The sequence below is a fragment of the Paenisporosarcina sp. HGH0030 genome (genome assembly GCF_000411295.1).
GTDB lineage: Bacteria > Bacillota > Bacilli > Bacillales_A > Planococcaceae > Paenisporosarcina.
In genome coordinates this window covers 101,041-118,011 of sequence record NZ_KE150423.1, presented here as the reverse complement: position 1 = coordinate 118,011, position 16,971 = coordinate 101,041, and the positions used below count along the sequence as shown (strand labels likewise).

12 protein-coding genes, 1 pseudogene and 1 other annotated feature are annotated in these 16,971 nt (G+C 40.7%); of the genes and pseudogenes, 5 read left to right on the top strand and 8 right to left on the bottom strand.

Features of this window, described 5'->3' with window-relative positions:
* Nucleotides 1-42: 42 nt before the first annotated feature.
* On the top strand, nucleotides 43-1,443 hold the full coding sequence (locus HMPREF1210_RS15220) for an amino acid permease (RefSeq protein WP_016429588.1): 1,401 nt from the start codon (nucleotides 43-45) through the stop codon (nucleotides 1,441-1,443).
* A 603-nt stretch (nucleotides 1,444-2,046) separates the two neighbouring features.
* Here HMPREF1210_RS15220 and HMPREF1210_RS17850 read toward each other — a convergent pair.
* The 3 genes from HMPREF1210_RS17850 to HMPREF1210_RS18135 all read right to left on the bottom strand — a co-directional run bounded on the left by HMPREF1210_RS17850 (nucleotide 2,047) and on the right by HMPREF1210_RS18135 (nucleotide 3,811).
* Entirely contained in the window at nucleotides 2,047-2,211 is a 165-nt protein-coding gene (locus HMPREF1210_RS17850) for a YjcZ family sporulation protein (RefSeq protein WP_016429586.1), read from the bottom strand.
* Between the two features lie 533 nt (nucleotides 2,212-2,744).
* Nucleotides 2,745-3,464: a YebC/PmpR family DNA-binding transcriptional regulator gene (locus HMPREF1210_RS15215; protein WP_016429585.1), complete on the bottom strand. Its 720-nt coding sequence runs from the start codon at nucleotides 3,462-3,464 to the stop codon at nucleotides 2,745-2,747.
* Nucleotides 3,465-3,646: 182 nt separating this feature from the next.
* Nucleotides 3,647-3,811, bottom strand: a complete 165-nt coding sequence (locus HMPREF1210_RS18135; RefSeq protein ID WP_016429584.1) for a hypothetical protein — start codon at nucleotides 3,809-3,811, stop codon at nucleotides 3,647-3,649.
* Between the two features lie 336 nt (nucleotides 3,812-4,147).
* On the opposite strand from HMPREF1210_RS18135, the pseudogene HMPREF1210_RS15210 reads away from it, so the two are divergent.
* Together HMPREF1210_RS15210 and HMPREF1210_RS15205 are read left to right on the top strand one after the other, a co-directional pair.
* A pseudogene (locus HMPREF1210_RS15210) lies at nucleotides 4,148-4,384 on the top strand (MFS transporter); the annotation flags it as partial.
* A gap of 68 nt (nucleotides 4,385-4,452) precedes the next feature.
* Complete coding sequence (locus tag HMPREF1210_RS15205) at nucleotides 4,453-6,117, top strand: formate--tetrahydrofolate ligase (protein WP_016429582.1); 1,665 nt, start codon at nucleotides 4,453-4,455, stop codon at nucleotides 6,115-6,117.
* A 185-nt stretch (nucleotides 6,118-6,302) separates the two neighbouring features.
* Here the strand turns inward: HMPREF1210_RS15205 and HMPREF1210_RS15200 are convergent, their stop codons facing one another.
* From HMPREF1210_RS15200 to HMPREF1210_RS15190, 3 genes are all read right to left on the bottom strand, one after another.
* Entirely contained in the window at nucleotides 6,303-7,694 is a 1,392-nt protein-coding gene (locus HMPREF1210_RS15200) for a bifunctional UDP-sugar hydrolase/5'-nucleotidase (RefSeq protein ID WP_016429581.1), read from the bottom strand.
* 117 nt (nucleotides 7,695-7,811) lie between these two features.
* Nucleotides 7,812-9,305, bottom strand: a complete 1,494-nt coding sequence (gene dacB / locus HMPREF1210_RS15195; RefSeq protein WP_016429580.1) for a D-alanyl-D-alanine carboxypeptidase/D-alanyl-D-alanine-endopeptidase — start codon at nucleotides 9,303-9,305, stop codon at nucleotides 7,812-7,814.
* Nucleotides 9,306-9,486: 181 nt separating this feature from the next.
* Nucleotides 9,487-9,813: a hypothetical protein gene (locus HMPREF1210_RS15190; protein WP_016429579.1), complete on the bottom strand. Its 327-nt coding sequence runs from the start codon at nucleotides 9,811-9,813 to the stop codon at nucleotides 9,487-9,489.
* A 130-nt stretch (nucleotides 9,814-9,943) separates the two neighbouring features.
* Between HMPREF1210_RS15190 and HMPREF1210_RS15185 the strand changes: the two genes are divergently transcribed.
* Complete coding sequence (locus HMPREF1210_RS15185) at nucleotides 9,944-10,327, top strand: DUF5412 family protein (RefSeq protein ID WP_016429578.1); 384 nt, start codon at nucleotides 9,944-9,946, stop codon at nucleotides 10,325-10,327.
* A 37-nt stretch (nucleotides 10,328-10,364) separates the two neighbouring features.
* Here the strand turns inward: HMPREF1210_RS15185 and HMPREF1210_RS15180 are convergent, their stop codons facing one another.
* Nucleotides 10,365-10,982 (bottom strand): histidine phosphatase family protein, encoded by a 618-nt coding sequence (locus HMPREF1210_RS15180; RefSeq protein WP_016429577.1) that lies wholly within the window; start codon nucleotides 10,980-10,982, stop codon nucleotides 10,365-10,367.
* 138 nt (nucleotides 10,983-11,120) lie between these two features.
* Nucleotides 11,121-11,382: a binding site (T-box leader), on the top strand.
* A gap of 62 nt (nucleotides 11,383-11,444) precedes the next feature.
* On the opposite strand from HMPREF1210_RS15180, the gene HMPREF1210_RS15170 reads away from it, so the two are divergent.
* On the top strand, nucleotides 11,445-12,638 hold the full coding sequence (locus HMPREF1210_RS15170; RefSeq protein ID WP_016429575.1) for an MFS transporter: 1,194 nt from the start codon (nucleotides 11,445-11,447) through the stop codon (nucleotides 12,636-12,638).
* A gap of 106 nt (nucleotides 12,639-12,744) precedes the next feature.
* On the opposite strand, the gene HMPREF1210_RS15165 is transcribed toward HMPREF1210_RS15170, so the two are convergent.
* Complete coding sequence (locus tag HMPREF1210_RS15165) at nucleotides 12,745-16,893, bottom strand: S8 family serine peptidase (RefSeq protein WP_016429574.1); 4,149 nt, start codon at nucleotides 16,891-16,893, stop codon at nucleotides 12,745-12,747.
* Nucleotides 16,894-16,971: the final 78 nt, after the last annotated feature.

Genomic DNA, 16,971 nt, shown 5'->3' with positions numbered 1-16,971 from the left:
TTTTTTGGGTAGATAGAAGATGAACGAAAGGAGCATATGCTTATGAACACGAACAAAAAACTAGGTTTATGGATTTTAACTGCGTTAGTAGTTGGAAATATGGTGGGATCCGGCATTTTTATGCTCCCCCGCACATTGAGTGAAGTTGCAAGCCCTGCCGGTGTATTATCCGCTTGGTTGATTACGGGATTTGGAGTGTTGATGATTGCACTTGTGTTTGGCAATCTTGCATTGAGAAAACCAAATTTAACTGGTGGTCCACAGATTTATGCAAAGGAATTGTTTAAGCCGGGCAGTAACGCTTCCACGTTGTCAGGATTTATGTCTTCTTGGGGATATTGGATTGGTAATGTTGCTGGTAATGTTGCCATCATCACCACTTTTGCAGGTTATTTGTCCACGTTCTTCCCTATTTTAGTTAATCAGGCTGAACTGTTTACCATTGGTAACTTCACTTTGAAAATGGGGAATGCACTTACCTTTACAGTTTGTACATTATTGTTATGGGGTGTGCATTATATCATCCTAAACGGTCTAGAAAATGCCGGGAAGATAAATTTCGTTGCCACTGCCACGAAAGTGATTGGATTCATATTATTTATTGTAATTGGTCTATTTGCATTTCAAAAAGCGAACATTCTTCCTTTTGTAGCGCCGAGATATGATGAGCTTGGACAATCTATTGGTCTTTTGGGGCAAGTTAATGGTGCAGCAGTAGCAACTCTTTGGGCATTCGTTGGTGTTGAATCTGCCGTAGTATTTGCATCTCGTGCTAAAAAACCAATCGATGTTAAGCGTGCAACGACGATTGGACTTCTTATTGCTCTTACCATTTATGTAGGGATCAGCACGCTAGTTTTAGGAATGTTAAGCCATGAAGCACTAATCGCTTCTGATAAACCACTTATCGATGCCATTTCAACTGTGTTGGGACCAGTCGGTGGAAAAATTCTTGCCGCCATCGGTCTGGTCAGTTTATTTGGTTCCACAATTGGTTGGGTTATGCTGAGTGCTGAAATTCCTTACCAGGCAGCTAAACAAGGTTTATTTCTCCCTTCATTCGCAAAAGTGAATAAGAAAGGGATACCCGTCTTTTCTTTGGTCATCACTAATTTAGTTGCACAGGTGTTCATATTCTCCACGGTATCAAATACGATAGCAGCCGCTTTTGATTTCATCATTATCGTCGCAACGCTGTCATATTTAGTTCCTTATTTCATTTCTTCTGCTTTCCAGTTGAAGCTGGTATTTACTGGTGAAACATATGAAAACGGAAGAGGTAGAATTACGGATGCGATTATAGGAGTTCTTGCTACCCTTTACTCCATTTGGGTTATTTATGCGGGTACAGCCGACCTCAAGACTTTTACATTTGGTGTAATCCTATTAGCCAGCGGGATTCTGTTTTACAGTCGAGTTAAAAAAGCAAACAACAACATTTAATACCCAAAACGCCCACTTCATCTATGAAATGAAGTGGGCGTTTTTATGTAAATAAGCTTTAATCATAGTCATACATCCTTCTTCCATTCCATCCTAAAGAAGTGCGTTGGCAACTTCGATAGCTTTCTTGCGGACAGACGTGTCCAGGTTTTTCAATGAATCCGGATAATCATTGTTGTTCCAAGGCATGCGAAAAACTCCTTTTTTTATGTAACTGTTCCCGTAGATCATTTAATCAAAACAACATATCCTGAAACTTTGCAAAAGGAATTTATATTTTTGTGCAACCTGGAATGCGATTCTGTCTACCTGGAACCTCAAACTGTCTACCTGGAGGTATGCTATTTGAAAATACCCCAAACCCTTCGCCACTATGAATGGGAAATGTATTTTATACAACCTGGAATGCGACTCTGTCTACCTGGACACACAAACTGTCTACCTAGACCACATTCTGTTTCCCCAGAAGTAGCGAAGGTGGAGCAATATTCGAGTTTCATTAAAAAAGAGTGCTGTTTAGGCACTCCTTAAATCAGTCGGTATTTTTCAGGGGAAATTCGAGTGTATATAACCATCATACTTGCGAGAGAATTTCCTATTTTACTAGCATTTTCTATGGTGGAAAGATGCACCGATGATAATTAGTAAAATGAAAAGAACTACAATTATTGCAAAAGTACTCCCGCCTCTACGAGAGCAGTGGTCGTATTGACCACCACATGGTCCATAGCCACCACATTGACCGTAACCGCCGCCGTAATAATCCATGATAAAGTCCCCCTTTCCTTCAAAGATTCTTATATGATATGAAGGGGATGATGAAGGACCTAGGGATTTAGCGGAGTAAATGAGCTTTTTTGTTTACTGAAATGATGATTCCTTTTACAATTTATAGGATATTCATTGACAAAGACCATTGTGTATGTAATAATTGTCTAGTTAACATGTAAGGTAACAATTAAGTTTTGAAATTCTGGCATCTACTCGATGTTTTTGATTAAACTTATTCACACTGGCGCGACTATAGGGTCGCAAGGACGTAAAAGAAGGTAGGGTTTACGTTGCTTAAGGAAGACACCCAGTGGACAAATGACCGCGGCACGGAAAGCAAGGAACACTTTCTTAGGAAATTATTCCCCGAATATTCGGGATGAAAAATTATCATTCAGACTTTATGTTATCTTATCTATATAAGGGACATGCCCAATCGGGTATGTCCCTTTTCCAATTTTAATTTGAAATCACAATAAAAGCCGTACCTACTGCCAGGTTCCCCTGGGTTCGGTGCGGCTTTCTATTATTTATTCACCTAAATCCACGTTATGGTAGACTTGTTGAACGTCTTCTAGGTCTTCAATCGCATCAATCATTTTCTCGAATTGCGCTTGTGCATCTTGTTCAAGCGTGATGTCATTTTGTGCTAGCATCGTCAGTTCAGCCACTGTAAATTCAGTAATTCCTACGTTCTTGAATGCTTCTTGCACAGCATGGAACTGATCAGGCTCAGCATATACAATCACTGATTCCTCTTCTTCTAATACGTCACGCACATCAACGTCCGCTTCTACTAAAAGTTCAAATACTTCGTCTGCTGATTTGCCTTCAATACCAATGACAGCCGTTGCGTCAAACATGTAGGCAACCGATCCACTTACACCCATGTTCCCGCCATTTTTACCAAATGCCGCGCGTACATCCGAAGCTGTACGGTTTACGTTGTTCGTCAGTGTTTCAACGATAACCATCGATCCACTTGGACCAAAACCTTCATAACGAAGTTCATCGTAGTTTTCTTCCGAACCGCCTTTTGCCTTTTCAATCGCACGATCAATAATAGTTTTTGGCACACTGTACGTTTTCGCACGCTCAAGTACAACTTTAAGTGCACGGTTTGATTCTGGATCCGGCTCACCTTGTTTAGCTGCCACATAAATTTCGCGACCAAACTTTGCATAAATCCGACTTGTATTTGAATCCTTTGAAGCTTTCTTTTCTTTAATATTATTCCACTTACGTCCCATATCGTTTCACTCTCTTTCACGTATATGTATCTATATCATACTATTACTAAAATGACCGCTTATGCACTTGCTTACTGTTGCATTATACACCAAGAGACATAAAAGTTTCGAGTGAAATCTCATTCGGGTGACAACAGAAATGCCAACAAAAAAGCGAACCCCATCAGAGCCCGCCTTTTGTTTTAGAGACCTTCAGTACTGATACGTGGTTGTGTGACCACAGTCTCTGTATTTTCATTTTTTTCTTCCGATACATCATTTGAGGAAAGTTTTACATTCTTTTTCTCAGTTTCCTTATGTGTCATGATTCTTTCATCTTGTTTATCTTTGTTCTTTGGTTCAAACATAGGTACACCCCCTCAATATGTTTGTTTAGATATAGGTATACCCGCAATTCACTTTTATCACACCCTTATAGTACTAGGGGAGATTTTTTCCCAAGGATCACAACCATTTTATTTTCACTCGGATGTAATCGCAAAAAGACGAATGTTTTTTAATTTTATTATTAAAATCGTTCGATTTTTAACTTAATATCCACTTGAATCCATGAATTTTGTAAGTTACTATTGTCAAATATAGATTTAAGGGAATCAATTTGCGAATTCCCATTCACACAAATATTATTACAATTGAAGCAGATCATGAAAACTAAACATCGTTGGTTGATTGCATTATCCGTTATAGGGGACCTTTTTGGTACAAAACTGCTTGGTGCAATCCAAGGCTATATATTAACAGCTTGGGCTGCAGCTGGATTGGTAGGCCCGATAGTTGTATCATGGATTCGTGAAACAACCGGCAGTTACCAAGGTACGCTAATCGTATTCTCGCTTCTCATTTCACTGTTATTTCGATTAGATGTTCAAAAGCTTCGCCAATTAAATGCACAGCAACGAGATTTTGTTGTTAAATCGTAAGCAAAGGTAACTGAGAAAAAGTTTACTCATCAGGATCAATAAAAGGAACAAGGAAGGTTGGGAAATTCATGACATTTACAGACTTATCCATCGCAACAAATGCAACCATGTTACCAATCCAGGAAATCGCAGACAAAGCAGGGATTCCTAGAAAAGCACTTGAACTTTACGGCAATTTCAAAGCCAAAATTGACGTTTCTTCCCTGCCACCTGCAACGAAAAATGGAAAAGTTGTCTTAGTTACCGCCATCAGTCCGACGCCCGCAGGAGAAGGAAAATCAACCGTGACGGTAGGATTGGCTGACGCGTTCAACCAGTTGAATGAATCGGTCATTGTTGCATTGCGTGAACCGTCTTTAGGTCCTGTGATGGGTGTAAAAGGTGGTGCCACTGGTGGTGGATTTGCGCAAGTATTGCCAATGGAAGATATCAACCTGCATTTTACGGGAGATATCCATGCCATCACGACTGCCAACAACGCATTATCCGCGTTTATTGATAATCATTTACATCAAGGAAATGAATTGAATCTAGATCCACGAAGAATTGCATGGAAACGAGTGCTCGATATGAATGACCGTGCATTAAGACAAATTACCATTGGATTGGGCGGTCCTATGCAAGGAATCCCTAGACAAGATGGTTTCGATATCACTGTAGCTTCTGAAATTATGGCCGTTCTTTGCCTTGCCACTTCTTTAGAAGATTTGAAGGAGAAGCTTGCGCAAATGGTCATTGCGTATACATACGATAAAGAACCCGTAACGGTTCGTCAGTTAGGCGTAGAAGGCTCCTTGACGATGCTTTTGAAAGATGCCTTCAAGCCGAACTTGGTCCAAACCATAGAAGGAACACCCGCCATTATTCACGGTGGTCCTTTTGCCAATATTGCACATGGCTGCAACTCCTTGATGGCAACCAACACAGCAAGAAGACTTGCTGATATCGTCGTAACAGAAGCAGGATTCGGAGCAGACCTAGGTGCGGAGAAATTCATGCACATAAAATCAAGAAAAGGTAACTTCCATCCTGATGCCGTTGTCATAGTCGCAACGGTTCGTGCATTGAAAATGCATGGTGGCATCTTGAAAAACGAGCTGACTCAGCCAAATGCTGATGCGGTTAAACGAGGCATGACCAATTTGGCGAAGCATGTGGATACGGTCCGTCAGTTTGGCATTGAGCCGGTTATTGCTTTGAACCGTTTTATTACCGATTCACAAGAGGAAATGCAAGAAATTATGGAGTGGGCTCAAATACAAGGCGTGAATATTGCCCTGACAAATGTGTGGGAGCAAGGTGGCAAAGGTGGACTTGAATTGGCGAAGCTCGTCAAACAAGAACTGGACAAACCTACTGACTTCAAGTTACTGTATGACGAAATGGACTCCGTCGAAGAAAAACTGCGTGTGATTGTTCAACAAGTATACGGTGGAGCTGGCGTACAGTTAACGGACAGCGCGAAGAAAAAGCTGGTCGAATTGAAGAAATACGGCTGGGATGCTTTGCCTATTTGCATGGCGAAAACACAATATTCCCTTTCGGATCAACCGTCCCTTCTTGGTCGCCCTGAAGGCTTCGTTATTACCATTCGCGATATCATCCCAAAACTGGGTGCAGGGTTCCTAGTCTGCCTGACGGGTGATATCATGACGATGCCCGGATTGCCAAAACAACCAGCAGCGTTAAAAATGGATATTGATGCAGAAGGAAATGCTGTCGGGTTGTTTTAACCTCTGATTTGAATAAATGACTCTGTTAAACGGGACGGTTGTTTATCGTACATTCGCTCTTGCCGCACGTTCCGCATGAATAAGAAAAAGCACGGCTTTCGCAGAATCTCTTCTAATTTAAAGGGATCTTCGAAAACTCGTGCTTTTTTATTTAGCCCTCCGTGGAGCTTAAGGGTTTACTAAATTCACACACTCACACTCGCCACTTGTTTCCATCGATTCATCATTGCACGCTCTACAAAGTCGGGTTGATTTGCATACTGACGTATAACATCTTTGATTTCATCCGGGCTATACTGATCATTTCGGTTATGGGCAAGTGATGGGTAGCCAGAACCTCGCTGTAAATAATCGGAACTAGCGACTGAATACCAAACCTCGTCTTCCATTAGCCTTTTGCCAATCATTACACCTTCAATTGTTTTGCCGTCGTGAATTATGTCAGCTCCGGAAATGTGCAGCCTGCCAACGAATTTCCCTCTGAAGCCAGGTCCTCTGCCATCTGCCAAACAAACCTGGGCATCTAGTGATTGCTCCAACGCTAACTTGATGTCTTTGCCTTTCACTTCAAATGATGTGGGGTTTAAGGGGGACGGACATACCTCGATCAACTTTTTATGGGATAGATCGTGAAAAATACCTGAATTCGCAATGCCACTGTTGATTAATCCAATCTCGCACTTTAACATATCTTTCAATCCGTCTGCAATGAGATTTGTCAGCGGATTTTCTTCCAGGACATCATGCCAAAGTGGTTGTTCAAGATGATAGAGGGGACGACTCAATGTCGTTATGGCTTTTGCTTTATTCTCTTTCAAAATGGTCGTTATACGTTCATCAATTTCTTCGTTTTTTGTTGGGAGAGTGGCCGAATAAATCAGTTCTACTTGTTTATTTTCGTTTATTTCAATGTCCACTATCCCTAAGTATTCACCGTAATTGCCAGCACTGTTCATGATGGTGCCATGGGCAATTTTCGCTTCATTATACAGCTGATGATCATGTGCAGACAGAATGATATCTATTTCCGAAATATCCTCTGCCACTTCCTCATCGGCTACCGTGCCTATATGGCTCAGTAGAATACACAGGTCATACTGTCCTTCATTGCGTTTGATTTCGTTTGCTATCATGTCTTTATAAGAATATACATGGATTCCTAGACCCTCATTGAAAACCCCCATATCCGGAGATGAACCGGTAATCAAAATGCGGAGACCATTTTTCACCACAATAGCGCTGGAAACAACTCCTTGAATGATACTCAAATCTTTTTTCACCAAATTGTTGCTGATAAAAGGAACGGAGCTATGACTCGCCATATGCTCGAGAGTTCCCACACCATTGAACATCTCGTTGTTTCCTATGGTTAAGGCGTCATATCCCACTTCTTCTAACAGCTCAATAGCTGCGATGCCTTTTGTGCCCTGCAGTTCAATGCTTTTAAAGTCTGCAAAATCCCCACCATCGAGCACAATGGTATTTTCATTTTTATATGTTGAAATCAGTGTGGCCATTCGTGAAAAATTGTCAAAGTTGCTATGTAGGTCATTGGTATGTAAAATTCGTAATTTCATGTTGTTCCCCCAATTTTGGTCTCTACATTGAATATTCTATCTATCTTTTCATATTCCTTTATATTAAACGAAATAGCACAATAAAAGGCTGCACCGTTTAAAGGATGCAGCCAAAAATTATTGGGATGTATTGGTATTCGCAATGGCGGTTGCCAAGCGATCAATGACAGGAACTGTGCTAGATTTTGTATTTTGAGTTTGGACGGTAAAAATCAGCCATTCACCATTTCTTGTTTTAGCATAGCCCGCTAGAGCACTTACATCGTCTAAACTGCCCGTCTTGGCAATTACATTTCCTTTAGCAGGCGCTGTCTTCATTCGCGTTCGTAACGTTCCGCCAACAAATCGTTCAGAGCCGCCTGCTATTGGCAATCCTTTACGGAATGTTCCATACCAAGGTTCTGACCTGACTAGATGCAGTAACTTGGACATCTGGCTTGAAGGTACTTTATTTGCATGTGACATTCCAGATGCGTCTTCAAATACCCATTGGTTCACATCTAAGCCGATAGAAGCTGCATAATTTCGCATGACTCTAAGTCCGGCATCCCAGCTGCCTTTTCCATATGTAACTTTACCCATTTCCTTTGCCAAAACTTCCGCGTGCGTATTGTTGCTTAACTTCAAAAATGGAATCATTAAATCTTTTAATGGCATCGATTTTTTGGAAAGAAGAACGCGTGCCGTACTAGGTGTAGTGCCCTGTACCACTTTAGATGTTGAAACAAACGATATCCCTTTAGAAGATAAAGAACTCTTGAAAACATCCATCGCATACGCAGTTGGGTTGGAAACGGCAATCCATTCTTTACTGCCTGCAGAACCGATTGGAGCATTTCCTGTTATCACGACTTTATTCGTGCCGACTTCACGTTTGATTTTCAACGTATTGCTATACCCTTTAGGAACTGTTTTAGATAAATTAACAATGCGTACGACACCCGTAGCAGGTGTTAACGTAATTTGTGCAGCTCGTCCATTCACTGAAGGTTTGGCACTCACAATGACCGAGCCTGCATCATAATCCGTATTCGGTGAAAGGCTTAAAGCAGAAATTTGTGCAGCGTAATAATAGGATTCGTCTTCTCTTGCAATCCCCGGCGAAAGCCGGTCAGCATCGTACCAACTGTCGTCCCCGATAACGTGTCCAGACAGTCGCTTTACTCCACGATTAGCTAGAATTGAAGCAAAATGATCGAAATCGCTTTTTAGTAGAGTTGGATCCCCTTTTCCACGAAGATACAGATTTCCATACAAAGTTCCGTTTGAAACAGTTCCATTTGTAAGAACATCTGTGGAAAAGCGATAGTTTTCTCCAAGTGTTTCCAAAGCGGCAGATGCGGTGAGGGATTTTAGAGTTGAAGCGGGAGTAATGCCTTTATTCGCATCTTTTTGATAGACAATCTCACCTGTAGTTGCTTTACGAATCGTCACACTCGATGAAGCACTGGTCATTCTACTGTCTCTCATAACCGTATTCACTGAGTTCTGTAAACTTGTATAAGAAGAAGCAGCCTGTACAGTTGACTCCTCGGGCAAAGTTATGAAAATCGTCCCAGTAAACATGACCAATGTCGTCATTCCAATTAAAATCTTTCGTTTTATTTTCACTTCCTACCTCCAACAATTAAATAAGATATTCCTATATTACCATGGAATTATCAGATAATATCGTCTATAATTACCTATCTATTAATTGCGGTCAAAATGCCTAGATTTAACATATTTTCAGCCCCGCACTCTTTATGAATGCAGGGCAGAAAATATTGTTTTCTTCTCTTCCACATTAGTTTTAAGGTGCCAACTTTTTTTCAAACTTAAAATATGAATAAAGACGATATCCAAGGACGACAAAAGCCAGCAAACTAGTCAATCTCCCATTTTCATCTAATAAGAAGAAAGCAGCTATTCCTAATATTAAAGCTATTAACGTCTGAATATTACCGGACAACCCGTTGAGTGGTTGATTTCCAACAAAAAATGTCCGCATACCTTTTATATCTTTTGAATAACATTCATCATGATACGGTACTAATTGAAATAAAAAAGTTGTCGTTACTAAATCATCTCGATACTTAATTTCTTTCCTGCATCTCTCACAGTAAAAACCACGATTCAATAACTTCACCCCTAATTTTATTTATTGATTTATCTCATTTAATCAGACAAACCATAATACTATTAGTTATTTTTTTAACGACGGAACCAATTTCTTTCCAATACGTTTCTTAGATAAAGGGAGTGGAATCGTGTCTAATAAGCAAAGAACAGTCTTGAAAGTAGCTGGATATTTTATTTTGCTTTTCGGTTCCCTTATATTTGGAATAGTACTGATCGTAAATCATTTGTTCTTCAATATTGATCGGGTTCCTAAGGGTGATTTGCTTGCTGAGGAAGTTTCCCCCACCGGAGACTATACGGTCCTGACTTATATAAGTAACGGTCACTCAACAGTTGCACCTGCCGTCAGAGGCGAAGTGATCTATCATAATAAGAACGATAACAAACGAAATCTGTATTGGGCTTACCGAATTGAAGAAGGAGAAATCGAGTGGATTAATGATCATATTGTCTCCATAAATGGAATGGAACTTGATGTTCGAAAAGATACGTATGACTTCAGAAAAGACTGAGGACTATACGAGAAGGCCGCTACCAGTCACAGTGAACTTAATTCTCGTCTTCTATTAGCTGAAGATGTTCCTGCTTATTGAGAAACCTGATGATACGAGTGTTCGCTTTGATTTCGAGCAAATGAATTCCTGTATCTCCCGTCGGAAAAGCAAATTCCTGATTCATCGGTTGTTTGAGAAATGCTTTTAATATGTTTGAAATCATTCCTCCGTGAGAGACAATAGCTACTCGGTCATAATGTTGATATTCAAATAAGATTTTATGGAAGACGCTATCTGCCCGGAAACGGAATTCTAATTCAGATTCACCATCTTGAATAGGGATATGAATTGGTCTCCCTCCTTGTGGTAAGGGATATTTAATTGCAGCTTCATTTCTTAATAGTCCTGCCAGGATTCCATTGTTAAATTCCATCAAATCATTCTCTACAATTAATCCACAGCCAATAGATTCTTGTAAAATGGTTGCGGTCCTTCTAGCCCTTTTTAAAGGACTAGTTAGGATGATGTTTGGTCTATAATGTTGTTCTATGTATGTTGCCATTAAGCTAGCTTGTTGTTCCCCCAGTTTTGTTAAAGGAAAGTCTGCCCTACCTTCATGTACCTCCAATAAATCTGCCTCTGATTCTCCATGCCTTATGATTAATAATTCCATAAAAACCCTCCATAAAAAATACACTTACTAAGATTGTGGCATATACTGTTATTTATTTACAATGATATTTTTTATTTATTTTAATAATTAGATAAAATAGATTCCAAGAAGAGATTCCTTATGTTATGATAGCGAAAATTAAAAGCAATGAAGAGAACAGTAAATCATCTGAATTCTTGAACAGAGAGCCCCGTAGCTGAAAAAGGGTAAGCATTCACTGATTGAAACAAGTCTCTGAGCCTCACATGGGAACCTTGAATTTTAGGGGGATGGTGTGACGGATGCTCCCGTTAACGAGCTACAGTATAAGCATGAAATATATGCCGTACTTGAAAAGGTTCTGATGGTGACATCAGAACAAACTGGGGTGGTACCACGACATGTCAATCTCGTCCCCAAGACAATTCGTCTTGGAGGTGGGATTTTTTTGTTTGCCAAAAAAACATGTCGGAGGGATATGAAATGGAATTATCTAAATGGAAATTCCGCGCATATTATTTAAGTGCCGTAGGAATAGCGAATATTGGAGGATGGATTTATTTATTGGCCATCAACTTAATGATTTTTAACACGACAGGTTCCGCATTGGCAGTTGCGGTACTGTATATGATTAAACCGTTTGCGTTTATGCTGATGGGATTTTGGTCGGGCAGTGTGATTGATCGTGTATCGACGAAGCATTTGATGATTGTCCTTGATGTAGTACGGGCATCACTCATTCTGTTCATTCCTTTTCTAGATTCCATATGGGGCATCTATGCGGTTGTGATGATTATTCAAATGGCAGGCGCAATGTTTGGACCTGCCTCTTTTACCTATATGACGTTGCTATTGCCGGAAGACGAGAGAAAACAATTCAATGCCATGCTCAGTTTTGTTCATTCTGGTGCGTTCATCTTGGGACCTGCTCTTGCGGGGATATTATTTATGCTAGGCTCTCTTGAAATGGCGTTGTTTGTGAATACTGGTACGTTTTTATTATCAGCTGGATTGATATATTTGCTTCCGAGACAAAACCGTATAGACTTATCTGATTCTACAAACTTTACTTGGGGAACAATCGTACAGGATTGGCATTTAGTCTGGAAGTTCAGTAAAATGGCTTTCCCTTTTGTTGTCGTGTATATGGTCTTTCAAGTGGTCATGCTGTTAACGGCTGCGCTTGATTCAACAGAAGTGGCTTTTGCGAAAGAAGTTCTTCATCTAACGGATGCGGCATATGGTTCACTAGTCAGTGTGGCAGGAATCGGCTTTTTAGTAGGGGCATTTTGCACAAATCTACTCGTTAAATTCATGTCGGCCAAACATTTGATGTGCAGTGGGACCATTTTGGTATCCACCGGGTATGTCATCTACAGTTTTTCAATGAATTATTTGATGGCCAGCAGCGGTTTCTTTATCCTTTGTTTTGCACTTGCGTTGGCAAATACGGGATTCACGACCTATATCCAAGAAAACATTCCGATAGACATGATGGGAAGAATCTCAAGTTTATACGGAATGGTCATCTATTCTTTGCAACTGTTGGCTGTTCTGATTTTTGGGATAGCGGCACACTCATTTTCGGTTCAAGCAGTCGTAATCGGTGGTTCCCTTTTTATGTTAATCATTTCTCTCTTCCTGATTGTTTCAGTAAATCGTCTTGCTCTTCCATAGTGGCAATAGGTTAACTCGGTAAATGCCAAACACTGAAACGATTAGCCCATATAGTAAAAAGGGGAGAAATGCTTTCGCATTCCTCCCCTTCTATCAACATCCCTTGTTATTGTTTCGGCTCAAGACCGATAAGACGCAGGAAGTATTCCAGCCCTTTCTTGCCAATCATTTCTTTCGGCTGTTTGTTGGCAGGTGCGTCAGGTCCCTTCGTTAAGAAGTTTTTCTCAATCAAACGAACATCCGCTTCGTCTACCACACCATCTTGATTGATATCTTGCGGCACAATAGATGAATCCTTCATACCGTATGCATCGACGACACTCTGGATATCGAGGATATCAATCATTTTGTCACCATTCAAATCCCCTGCAAGATTTCTCTGAGTAATTCTTATAGCTTGCCCACGTAACTCACCTTTTTCATTATATCCAGGAATGAACTTCTGAATTGCTTTGAGATGCCCCGGAATCTCGACAACAACCGAATATTCTTGATCGCTAGCCGGGATATCATTGATTGTGTAAGCTCCTTTATTATTAATTGTTCCTGGATATTTTTTACCGCTTCTGGAGAGAGCATATACTTGTGCACCTATTTTCGAATAATCCGCCTTTTTCAAATATTCTCCTTGCCCTGGTCCTGCAGATATATAAAATGCTTCTGGCGTAATGTTTCCATATACCTGTGTATGTTTAGAAATTATCGTAAAGTATTCACTGTAGTAATAAGGAATGGCCGTGTCTGTTGTTTGTCCCGATTTTTTATAAGAAGACTTCTGTACCAAAAATCCAGGTGTATAATTGTAGTATTCATCATTCACTACTTTAAAAGTTACATCGAGGAATGGCATATCTCCATCCAGTCCTCTGTATGCATTTCCAGTAATGGAAGCACCGATTTTCAAACTATTCCAGGAAGAGCTTTCCTTCACGACAGGCTCATGGAGTGATACCTGTAAGCCTTTTTCCTTGGCATATTTTTTTACTGAATTGTTCAGCTTTACATTCGCAAACTTGAATATATTGTGGACCTGTAGATTAAATTCTCCGGATACAAGCTGCTTCACATTATTAAGGCTGAGCGTCATCGTAACATTATCGCCGACTTTTACACTGGTCTTATCATAACTAGAAGTCGTATATTCCGTCCCTTCTTTCAAGAAGGTATACATTTGTGTATCATCTACCGTTGCAATATCCCACGTTCTCAAATTCAAACTTAAAGGTTGTCTTGCAATATCACTCGGTTCAATTCCGATTTTCACCTCTCCATTTGCTTCAACCGGTAAATACCCGCTTATTTGTGTATCGTTTGCATAGTAAGCCATCGTGTTGGTCGATTGATCGAAGTCCAATCCTTTAGACTGTAATAGATCCACTGTCGCATCCTTAGCTGTTCCATGTAGCCATACTGCTTTTTGGCCATCTTCTACTGTATACATCGAATCATTAACTTCGATTACACCCGGTTTTATATTCATGTTCACTTCTGGTACTGTGTTGTCCACGATAAGCGGATTGTGTGTAACATATGATCCACCTTCCTCATCGTGTGCAATTGTTTCCAGTATATAATCGCCTGCTGGAAGCTTTACAGCATAATCACTGATCGGCTTGGAAGGATCATTTGTAAATGGATAGACCGAACCGGCGAACGCACCCACAAGAAATGTATCTACGTCTACTAGTAATTTACTCATATTCGCTGTTCCTAGGAACCCTACAGCTTTTCCTGTTTCACTGTCCTTTACAAGCACATCCATGGTTTTCATTGGGCTATTCAACTTCATGATGCCATGAATGATTGGGTCATGATTTAGCCAGTTAGGATTCATATTTGTCACGGATGGTCTAGTCGTTTTGAGATAAGCAATTCCCTTTTCCGTCACCATCACAGCAAATGGAATTTGATAGGTTTCGTCTGGATTGTTGGTATTGGTCGCATGAATATACCCTTCATATCTTCCGTCCGCAGCGCTAGTTGGTATCGTAATTTTGGGCTGAAGCTCTTGTACTTGGCCGCCTCCCACTGTAATCGATGAAGGAATATCGACAGTAACACCGTTCTTCACCGCATCTTGAATACCCGTACGCTCACCGTGATATTCCACTTCTAGTGTATAAGATTTTTCTTCCTCACCGATGTTTTGAACTGTCACCTTTTTACTTGCTTCAATGGGTTGATCATCTTTTTTATAATGTTTGCCAAATACAATGGAGCCTGTTAGTTCATCAATTTCTACGATGTTTCCATTCTCGATATTTTGAGTCTTATCCCATACTTTGATGGATGTATCTGTATGAACTGCTTGATAGGCATCGATTCGTCCCGCGCCCACTTCGTATACAGAATTATCCCCTTGTAAATCATCCGACGTATTCATAAGTGCAGATTTCACATCGAAAGGCGTGTATTCTGGGTTCTCTTGTAAAATCAATGCTGCTACACCTGCCACATGTGGCGAGGCCATCGATGTTCCCGACATACGTACATAAGCATTGTCATAATTAATGCCGTCTTGTGGATCATTGATGAATTCAGGTGTCGTAGAGAATATGGACACACCTGGAGCGACGACATCCGGCTTGATATCATAATTTCCTTCTACCGGGCCACGAGAACTGAAATCTGCTAACTGGTCGCCTTCTGTTTTAGTATTACTTAACGTATCAAATGTGAAAGAACCTTCTTCTAGCTCCTTTAACCGCTCACCATCTGCTTTTGACAGGCGGAAAGAAGGGATTAAACCGACGACCTCCCCCAAGTAGGAAGGTATTTGCCCGTCGACATTGTTATACACAATCACTGATTTAGCCCCAGCGTTTTTGGCGTTTTTGATTTTTTCATCAAATGCAATTTCCCCGCGCTGAATCAACGCAATTTTCCCGCTGACATCTTTCCCGGCAAAATCAGTTGCTTTACCAAGTCCCGCAAATACAATTGGTAAAGATTGTCCTTGTAAATCTTCTAATTGGTCAGTAAAGTCTTTGCCTAGCAGCTGCATATTTTCAAACTTCTCGGCGGAAGCGCTTCCACTAAATGTAGGAATGGTCATGGAAACATCGCTTGCCCCTACTGAAATACCGAGAGCCGCTGTTCCTGGAGAACCAAGCGTTTTTTCGTTCGGTCCGGCGTTACCTGCAGCAACGACGGTCACCACACCTGAAAGCATGGCATTATTTACTGCGACAGAAGTGGCGTATAAAGGATTGTTCGTCGCGGCGCCGAGCGACATATTGATGACGTCCATGCCATCTGTAATCGCTTGATCGATTCCAGCAAGGATTCCCGCTGTATCTCCTCCACCCCAAACTCCTAATACTCGATAAGCATATAAATCTACTTCCGGTGCTACCCCTTTCACAGCATAATCCACACCGTTTTTCTGTTGAGCTGCAATCGTCCCTGCGACATGTGTTCCATGGTTTGTGAAATACACACGACCAGGATATGTTGGCTTGCCAGCATTAATCCAATCCTCGTAGGTCGTTTCCATCGGATCTGCATCATCATCTACAAAATCATATCCGCCCTTATAAACATCTTTTAAGTCTGGATGATTGTAGTCAATCCCTGTATCCAGCACACCGACTTTAATGCCTTTACCCTTAATATTCTCGGCATGAAGCTTGTCCACGCCAATTTGCGGAATACTATCTGCCATTTTAGGATCAATGGCTTCTTGCGTTTCTACCGATGGTTCTACTTTTACCTCGTAATCTTTAAAGACACGATTAACAACACCTGATTGCAGCAAATCTTGTACGGCCGTACCAGGCAACGTCATCGCTACACCGTTGATGGCCTTTTTATATTCTCTTGTGATGTTTACATCTTCCACTTTGTAATTAGTCACGTTTTTCTGTGATTTCAATGATTGCACATGCGCTTTAAAAGCTTTGTGTGATTGTTCCACTTTTTCATTTGCAGCAGAAGAAGATAGTTTTTTTCCTTTCGCTGCTTGTTTCATCACTTCAATTTTCGCCGGCGCCTGTTCAAATTCGACGATAACTTTGACTAATTCAGGGCTATTCGCATCAATATCCGGTGAAATGGTAAAGGTTGTAGTTGTTTCTAATTGCTCTAATGCCTTTCTTTGTTCTGCAGACAGGCTCGCTAAGATCTCTTCCGCATTTTCAACTGGATTCGGCTCAAACGGGCTTTTCGCCAATACGTTATATGGAGCACCTTGAGATAATAACATGCCAACAGCTAGCGTTCCTGTAAGAATCTTATTGATTTTTTTCCTCTTCATACCGCATCCCCTTGTCCTTATGTAATTGTTTTTTTCTCTTAACTTATATATTTTCAAACAATTCTTTTATAGAAGAAT

Excerpts from the sequence above, each read along its gene's own strand:
- HMPREF1210_RS15170 (WP_016429575.1), top strand. The coding sequence starts at position 11,445 with ATGGAATTATCTAAATGGAAATTCCGCGCATATTATTTAAGTGCCGTA.
- HMPREF1210_RS17850 (WP_016429586.1), bottom strand. The coding sequence starts at position 2,211 with ATGGATTATTACGGCGGCGGTTACGGTCAATGTGGTGGCTATGGACCA.
- HMPREF1210_RS15205 (WP_016429582.1), top strand. The coding sequence starts at position 4,453 with ATGACATTTACAGACTTATCCATCGCAACAAATGCAACCATGTTACCA.
- HMPREF1210_RS15215 (WP_016429585.1), bottom strand. The coding sequence starts at position 3,464 with ATGGGACGTAAGTGGAATAATATTAAAGAAAAGAAAGCTTCAAAGGAT.
- HMPREF1210_RS15220 (WP_016429588.1), top strand. The coding sequence starts at position 43 with ATGAACACGAACAAAAAACTAGGTTTATGGATTTTAACTGCGTTAGTA.
- HMPREF1210_RS15200 (WP_016429581.1), bottom strand. The coding sequence starts at position 7,694 with ATGAAATTACGAATTTTACATACCAATGACCTACATAGCAACTTTGAC.
- HMPREF1210_RS15165 (WP_016429574.1), bottom strand. The coding sequence starts at position 16,893 with ATGAAGAGGAAAAAAATCAATAAGATTCTTACAGGAACGCTAGCTGTT.
- HMPREF1210_RS18135 (WP_016429584.1), bottom strand. The coding sequence starts at position 3,811 with ATGTTTGAACCAAAGAACAAAGATAAACAAGATGAAAGAATCATGACA.
- HMPREF1210_RS15180 (WP_016429577.1), bottom strand. The coding sequence starts at position 10,982 with ATGGAATTATTAATCATAAGGCATGGAGAATCAGAGGCAGATTTATTG.